Raw genomic sequence first — 8,042 nt, forward strand, 5'->3', positions numbered from 1 at the left:
CGCCATCGTGTCCTCGTGGCGTGTCCGGGCGCCGGCATCGGCCACGGGTAGGAATCCGGGCCAGGGGCACTCGCGCCCCGCAGGCGGCCCCTCAGGCCCGTCGGGGGCCGGTGTCGGCGGCGGGCTCCGCCGCGCCCGCGCCGGGCGCCCGCCGGTCGAGCCCCCGGGCGAGGACCTCGGCCAGGTGCAGCGCCCTGCGTCCCGTCCCCTGGACGATCTGGGTACGGCAGCTGTAGCCGTCCGCGAGCACGAGGGTGTCCGGTGAGGCCGCCCGCACGCGGGGCAGCAGTTCGCGCTCGCCGATGGCGGTGGAGACCTCGTAGTGGCCCTCGGTGAACCCGAAGTCGCCCGCGAGCCCGCAGCAGCCGGAGTCCAGGACCTCCCCGTCGATCCCGGCCCTGGCGATGAGGGCGCGGTCGGCGTCGAATCCGATCACCGCGTGCTGGTGGCAGTGCACCTGGGCCAGGGCGGAGGCGGGCACCCGGGGCGGCTGCCAGTCGGGCGCGTACTCGTTGAGGAAGCCCGCCAGTGTGTGCACGGACGCGGCCACCCGCTCGCTCTCCCGGCCGGGCAGCAGCTCCAGCAGGTCGTGGCGGAGGGCGGCGGTGCAGCTGGGCTCCAGGCCCACCACGGGCAGCCCCTCCTCCACCAGCGGGGCCAGGGCGCGCACGGCGCGGCGCATGACCGCGCGGGCGACGTCGAGCTGGCCGGTGGACACCCAGGTCAGTCCGCAGCACACCTGGCCCCGGGGCAGGACGACGGTGAACCCGGCGTCCTCCAGGACGCGCACCGCGGCGGCGGGCACGTTCGGGTTGAGGTGGTTGCCGAAGGTGTCCGGCCACAGCACCACCCTCGGCCCTCCCCTGCGGGCCTCCCCGCGCGCGGCCCGGCGGCGGAAGGCCCGGGTGAAGGTGGTGCGGGCGAACGACGGCAGGTCACGCTGCGCCGCCACCCCGGCGACCCTCTTCGCCAGTCCGGAGACTCCCGGCAGCCTGGTGGCGCGGTTGGCCTCGGCCGGGGCCAGGGACGCCATCCGCGCCCAGAGGGGCAGCCAGCCCATCGAGTAGTGGGCGGCCGGGCGCACGCGGTTGCGGTAGTGCTGGTGCAGGAACTCGGCCTTGTAGCTCGCCATGTCCACGTTGACGGGGCAGTCGCTCAGGCAGCCCTTGCAGGACAGGCACAGGTCGAGGCTCTCGCGGACCTCCTCCGAGCGCCACCCGTCCGTGACGACCTCGCCCCTGGCCATCTCGAACAGCAGGTGGGCGCGGCCTCGGGTGGAGTGCTTCTCGTCCTGGGTGACCTGGTAGCTGGGGCACATGACGCCCGGCCCGGACTGGCGGCGGCACTTGCCGATGCCGGAGCAGCGGCGCAGTGCCCCGGCGGGGTCTCCGCCGTCCTCGCCGTAGGCCAGGGTGACCTGTTCCAGCAGCGGCAGCTGCGTGACGGGCCGCTCCGCGGGCGGCGCGAGGTCGGCGGCCACGCGGATGTCGGCGTCGAGCGGGAGGGGGTCGACGATGATGCCGGGGTTCATGAGGCCCGCGGGGTCCCATACGCGCTTGAACTCGCCGAAGGCGCGGATGAGGCTCGCGGGGTACATGCGGGTGAGGAGTTCGGAGCGGGCCTGGCCGTCGCCGTGTTCGCCGGACAGCGAGCCGCCGTGCCTGACCACCGTGTCGGCGGCCTCCTCCATGAACGCCCGGTACTCCTCCCGGCCCCGCTCGTGGGTGAGCTCGAAGTCGATGCGGACGTGGAGGCAGCCGTCGCCGAAGTGGCCGTAGACCACCCCGAACCGGCCGTGGCGCTCCATGAGGGCGTCGAAGTCCCGCAGGTAGGCCCCCAGGTTCTCGGGCGGGACCGCCGCGTCCTCCCACCCCGACCAGGCGTCCGCCCCGGAGGGGGTGCGCTGGGTGAGCCCGGCGCCCTCCTCCCGGATGCGCCAGAGGGCCCTCTGGTGGGCGGGGTCGGAGACGACGCCCGCGTCCTGGGGCCGGGAGGCCTCGGGCAGGTCGGCGAGCATGCGGTCGGCTGCCGCTGCGGCGTCGGCGGGGTCCTGCCCCGCGATCTCGACCAGGAGCCAGGCGCCGCCCTCCGGCAGGGGGACCCGGGAACCGGAACCGTGCAGGTCCAGGGCCGCGACCATGCGGTCGTTGATGCCCTCGACGGTGAGCGGGGAGTGGCCGAGCAGGTCGGGGACCGCGTCGGCGGCCGCCGCGGCGTCCGGGTAGCCGAGGACGGCCAGGGCGCGGGCGGGCGGCGACTCGACGAGCCGGACGGTGGCGCCGAGGACGAACGCGCAGGTGCCCTCGGTGCCGACGAGGGCAGCGGCGACGTTGCGGCCCTTCTCCGGGAGCAGCCGGTCCAGGGCGTAGCCCGAGACGCGGCGCCGGAACTCGGGCATGGCGGTGCGCAGTGCGGCCCGGTGGGCGTCGACGAGGCGGGCCAGTGCGGCGTGGATGTCCCCCTCGCGCCCGGGCCGCCGGGTGAGGGCGTCGAACTCCTCCGCGGTGTCGGAGGAGCCGACGGTGAGGCGGGTGCCGTCGCTGAGCAGGAGGTCCAGGGAGACGATGTTGTCGGCGGTGGTTCCCCAGGCGACCGAGTGGGAGCCGCAGGCGTTGTTGCCGACCATGCCGCCGATGGTGCACCGGCTGTGGGTGGAGGGGTCGGGGGCGAAGGTCAGCCCGTGCTCCGCGGTGGCCGCGCGCAGGTCGTCGAGGATGACACCGGGTTGCACGGTGGCGGTGCGGGCGACGGGGTCGATGTGTTCGATGGCGCGCAGGTGGCGGGAGGTGTCGATGACGACGCCGGTGCCGATGGCGTTGCCCGCGATGGACGTGCCTCCGCCCCGGGGGATGACGGGGACGCCGTGCGCGGCGCAGGCGCGGACCGCCGCCACGCAGTCCTCGACGGTCTCGGGGACGACCACGGCGAGGGGGACCCGGCGGTAGTTGGAGGCGTCGGAGGTGTAGAGGGCGAGTGTGCCCGCGTCGAAGGCGACCGTGCCCCGGATGCTGCTCTCCAGGTCGCGGCGGAGGTCGGCTACGTCGGTTCGGGCGCTGGTGCTGCTCTGCGGGTCGGCCATGGTGCCAAGGGTGGCGCGGCCGGTGTCGGCCCCGCAACCGTGCCGCGCGGGTCTGTTCCCGCGCTCTGTCGGGCCTCGCGGGCGGGTCGGCGTCCCCGCGCCGGTCGGAGCCGCCGGTCGGGTCCCGGCGGACCCTCAGCCTCCGAGGGACTCGTCCATGGCCCGCACCAGGGTGCCGTCGGGGTCCATGTCCAGGTTCCACACCATGAGCCCGCCCAGGCCCCGGTCGAGCACGTACTCGCCCTTGAGTGCGACCACGTCGGGGTTGTCGTAGGTCCACCACTCGTCGCCGTCGTGGACCCAGTAGGCGCCCGCCTCCTCGTCCAGGTAACGCCGGCCCTCCAGCTCCTCCAGGTCGCCGAAGGCCATGGTCGGGCCGTCGTAGTGGTCGTCGGCGGGCCCGTCGGGCGTCCCGCCGCGCCCGCCGTCCCCGCCGGGGCCCACGCCCTGCCAGCCCCGGCCGAAGGCGGGGATCCCCATCACCAGCTTGTCCGCGGGCGCCCCCAGGTCCAAGTAGCGCCGGATCGCGGCGTCGACGCTGTTGGCGTCCGGTTGGGAGTCCGGCACGAACAGGTTCGAGTGGTGGGCGGTCTCCCCGCTCCACGGCCCGGCGAAGTCGTAGCCCTGCACGGTCGCGAAGTCCACCTGCCCGAAGATCGCGGCGTCGTAGGACTCGCTGGTCCGGGCCGCGCCGGACAGCGACACCGACAGGGTGTACTCCTCCCCCGTCTCGGCGGACAGCGCGTCGAACTGGCGGCGGAACTCGGCGACCAGGAGGGTGAAGTTGGCGGCGTCGTCGGGGTGCTCGACGTTGTCGGGGTGGCCCGCGCCCCCCGGCCACTCCCAGTCCAGGTCGATGCCGTCGAAGATCCCGGCCGCCACACCGTCCCCGCCCTGGGGCTCGCCGTCGCGGACGGGGAGGTTGCCGCGCAGCCACAGGTCCACGCAGGAGGACACGAAGGCCTCACGGGACTCCTCGGTGCGCGCCGCCACCGAGAAGTGGGTCGACCAGTTCCATCCGCCCAGGGACAGGCTGGCCCCCAGGTCGGGGTGCCGCTCCTGGAGCTGGCGCAGCTGGTTGAGGCCGCCCGCGAGCTCCTGCTCGTACTCGTCGGAGCCGCCGCTGACGCTCTCGTCCCCGTCGTACCTGCGCTGGTACAGCTCCCATGGCTGGTCGTGGGTGTCGGGGACGTGGCAGAGCCCCTCAGGGCTGATCGCCCCGAACGCCCACATCAGCCGGGTCAGGTGGTCTGCGGCGCCGCTCTCCTCCAGCTCCTTGACGGTGTAGCCGCGGTTGGCCACGTTCCAGTCGGCGAAGTACCCGATGCGCTCGGGGTTCCTTCCGGTCGCGACCACGAAGGCCCCCGCGATCAGTGCCCCGGCGGTGACGGCGGCGCCCAGGGCGAGGAGCAGGGGACGCCGTCCGAGGAAAACCCGGGTGCTCGGCGGCTTCGGGGTGGCGTTCACCCCTCGACGGTAGGGGCCGGGGGCCGCGAACGCGGGGCGTTCCGTCCATATCGGCCACATCAGGCCGTTCCGGTGGCGCCGGGAACCCTGGCCGCGGCCCGCGCGTTGGTGTTCGGCTCCGGGGAGGCCGACAGGAGGCGGGGCCCGGCGCGGTTCAGTCGCTCTCCAGGAAGTCGCGGAGGGTTCCGGCCCGTGAGGGGTGCCGGAGCTTGGCGAGGGTCTTGGCCTCGATCTGGCGGATGCGCTCGCGGGTCACCCCGAACTCGCGGCCGACCTCCTCCAGGGTGTGCGGGTTGCCGTCGGCCATCCCGAAGCGCAGCCGGATGATGCGCCGCTCCCGGTCGGACAGGTCGCCGAGGATGGTGTGCAGCTGCTCCTGGAGGAGGGTGAAGGCCGCCGCCTCGACGGGGACGACCGCGTCGGAGTCCTCGATGAAGTCGCCGAAGTCGGACTCCTCCTCGCCGATCGGCGCCTGGAGCGACACGGGCTCCCGGGCGATCCGCTGGATCTCCAGGACACGGTCCCCGACGAATCCGGCGGCCGAGGAGACCTCCGCCGTACTGGGTTCCCTCCCGAGCTGCTGGTGCAGCTGGTGCTGCACCCGGGCGAGCTTGTTGATCGTCTCGACCATGTGCACGGGGATGCGGATCGTGCGCGCCTGGTCCGCTATCGCCCGCGTGATGGCCTGCCTGATCCACCACGTGGCGTAGGTGGAGAACTTGAAGCCCTTGGCGTAGTCGAACTTCTCGACGGCGCGGATCAGGCCGAGGTTGCCCTCCTGGATGAGGTCGAGGAAGAGCAGGCCCCGCCCCATGTAACGTTTGGCGATCGACACGACCAGGCGGAGGTTGGCCTCGATCAGGCGCCTCTTGGCCCGTCCGCCCTCCTCCACGAGGACCGCGAGTTCGTCCGGGGAGCACACCCCGTCGGTACACGGGCGGCGCTGTGCGTAGAGGCCGACCTCGACGGCCCTGGCCAGCTCGACCTCCTGCTCGGCCGTCAGCAGCGGCACCCGGCCGATCTCGCGCAGGTACAGGCGCACCAGGTCCGATCCGGAGCGCCTGGCCCCGTCGGAGACCCGTGCGCCCTCGTCGGGATCGGAGACCTCGACGCCGATCCGGGCGAGGTGGGAGACCGTCTGGTCGAGGGAGTCCGGCGGCGCGTCCAGGCGCTCCAGCGCCGACGCGACCTCGCTCCGACTGACCGTTCCCCCACTCGCGTCGGGGAGCAGGCGGGCCACCTCGCGAATGGACGGCATTGCGTTGGTCACAACCGTGGGAGACACCACTCCATTGTGCCCTTCAGGGCACCCTGGAAGGGAGAACTACTATTGTCACCCCACTGCTACATACCGTCCGCCAACTCATCCTGGAAGGCACGTTTTTCCTGCTGGAGGGCCATGAGTTCGGTCAATACGCGCTGTTGTTCCTCGACCTCGGAGCTGGCCCCCAGGCGAGACAGCTCGGATCTCAGGTTTGACTCGCGCCGGTTGATGGAATGAGTTCTGATCGTGCTCAGCATTTGCCGCGCGTAATGCTCGTCGAGTTCTCCATAGAACTGCACCTGTTCGACCGCCAGCCGCGTGAGGAAATCACGTTGCGTTTCGTTCGGAGCGGCCTCGCGCAGGGCGCTCACCCACGCCGCGGGGTCGTACGCGGCGGCCACCCCTCCCGCGGCGATGATGAGCCCGAGCACCGCCTTGTGCTGGGGGACGGTGAAGTCCTCGTCGGTGAACTTGTCGAACCCGACGGCCAGGGACGGGTACTGGAGCGCGATCTTGAGTGCCTGTCTCTCGCGTAGCAGTGACTGGTCGTTCAGGTTGTAGGGGGCGTCCTGCGCGTCCGGGGTGGGCACGGGGCGCGCGGCCGGCGCGGCGGGCCGCCCCTCCTGCGCGTTGCCCCGGCGGATGTGCTGGTTGACCCGGCGCAGCACGAAGGACTCGTCCAGAATGCCGAGCCAGCGGTCGAGGTTGGTGCCGTAGAGCCTGCGCACGCCCGCGTTGCGGATGCTCGCGACCACCGGGGCCGCGGCGTCCAGGGCGGCGATGCGGCCCTCGGGCGCGGACAGGTCGTAGTCCTCGATGACCTTGCGGATCATGAACTCGTACAGGGGCGCGGGGTTGTCGACGAGGTCCGCCACGGCCTGGTCCCCGTGCTGGAGGCGCAGGTCGCAGGGGTCGAGCCCGTCGGGTTGGACGGCGACGAAGGTCTCGGAGGCGAAGCCGTGCTCCTCCGCGAAGGCGCGCACGGCGGCCTTCTGTCCCGCGGCGTCGCCGTCGAACGTGAACACCACCCGGCCGCCCTGGTTGGAGCGGCCCAGGAGCATGCGGCGCAGGATCTTGAGGTGGTCCTCGCCGAAGGAGGTGCCGCACGTGGCCACCGCGGTGGTCACCCCGGCCAGGTGGCAGGCCATGACGTCGGTGTAGCCCTCGACGATCACCGCCTGGCTCTTCTGTGAGATGTCGCGTTTGGCCAGGTCGAGCCCGTAGAGGAGCCGGCCCTTGTGGAAGATGGGGCTCTCCGGCGAGTTGAGGTACTTGGGTCCGTCCTCGGCCGGGTCGAGTTTGCGCGCGCCGAAGCCGACGACCTCCCCGGTGACCTCGCGGATGGGCCACAGCAGCCGGTTGCGGAAGCGGTCGTAGGCGCCGCGCCTGCCCTGGCTGGCCAGGCCGCCCTCGATCAGCTCCTGGTCGGTGAAACCCTTGCGGCGCAGGTGGGTGGTGAGGTTCTCCCACCCGGCGGGTGCGTAGCCCAGACCGAAGTGCTCGGCGTGGACGCGGTTGAATCCGCGTTCGTCCAGGAAGCGGCGGGCGGTGACGGCGCCGCCGGTGAGGAGCTGCTCGGCGAAGAACTCGGCGGCGGCCCGGTGCGCCTCCAGGAGGCGCTGCCGCTTGCCCGAGTCGTGCCGGGCGGTGCTGCGGCCGCCCTCCTCGTAGCGCAGCGTGACGCCGACCTGCCGGGCGAGCGACTCGACGGCCTCGGCGAAGCTGAGGCTGTCGATCTTCTGGAGGAAGGAGATCGTGTCCCCTCCCTCCCCGCAGCCGAAGCAGTACCAGAGGTTCTTGGAGGGGGTGACGTTGAAGGAGGGGGACTTCTCGTCGTGGAAGGGGCACAGCCCCTTCAGCGAGCCCCCTCCCGCGTTGCGGAGCTGGAGGTACTCGCCGATCACGTCCGCGATGGGCGCGCGTTCGCGTACGAGCGCGATGTCTTCGTCTCTGATCCGGCCTGCCACGGTCCCCAGGGTAGTTCTCCCCCGGGACGTTCCGACCGCCCCGGAGGTCCCGCGGGTGCTCCCCCTCCCCCACCGGTGCGCCCGCGCCGGTCGGGCAGGGCCGACCGTTGCCGCCACGACCGGTCCGGCCGAGGGGAATCGACCTGTCGCCCGGCCTCCCCCGCCGGTCCGGCCGTCCCGGGACCCCCGGACAGATCCTCCCGGAGATCCGCGGCCACCCGTGGGAGCGCCGTGGGGGGGGGCGGGTCGCCGCCGCGGTCGCCCT

4 protein-coding genes are annotated in these 8,042 nt (G+C 72.9%); all 4 read right to left on the reverse strand.

Annotation, left to right across the window (positions count from 1 at the left end; translation table 11 throughout):
- Window positions 1–91 precede the first annotated feature (91 nt).
- The 4 genes from Q8791_RS25675 to dnaG all read right to left on the reverse strand — a co-directional run bounded on the left by Q8791_RS25675 (window position 92) and on the right by dnaG (window position 7,777).
- Complete coding sequence (locus Q8791_RS25675; protein WP_330094368.1) at window positions 92–3,079, reverse strand: FAD-binding and (Fe-S)-binding domain-containing protein; 2,988 nt, start codon at window positions 3,077–3,079, stop codon at window positions 92–94.
- Window positions 3,080–3,214: 135 nt separating this feature from the next.
- Window positions 3,215–4,546: a glycoside hydrolase family 18 protein gene (locus tag Q8791_RS25680; RefSeq protein WP_330094369.1), complete on the reverse strand. Its 1,332-nt coding sequence runs from the start codon at window positions 4,544–4,546 to the stop codon at window positions 3,215–3,217.
- 154 nt (window positions 4,547–4,700) lie between these two features.
- On the reverse strand, window positions 4,701–5,786 hold the full coding sequence (gene rpoD / locus Q8791_RS25685) for an RNA polymerase sigma factor RpoD (protein WP_330094378.1): 1,086 nt from the start codon (window positions 5,784–5,786) through the stop codon (window positions 4,701–4,703).
- A 104-nt stretch (window positions 5,787–5,890) separates the two neighbouring features.
- A complete protein-coding gene (gene dnaG, locus Q8791_RS25690) occupies window positions 5,891–7,777 on the reverse strand; it encodes a DNA primase (RefSeq protein WP_330094370.1) in 1,887 nt (628 codons plus the stop codon).
- Window positions 7,778–8,042 lie beyond the last annotated feature (265 nt).

The sequence above is a fragment of the Nocardiopsis codii genome (genome assembly GCF_036327455.1).
GTDB lineage: Bacteria > Actinomycetota > Actinomycetes > Streptosporangiales > Streptosporangiaceae > Nocardiopsis > Nocardiopsis codii.

Excerpts from the sequence above, each read along its gene's own strand:
- Q8791_RS25675 (WP_330094368.1), bottom strand. The coding sequence starts at position 3,079 with ATGGCCGACCCGCAGAGCAGCACCAGCGCCCGAACCGACGTAGCCGAC.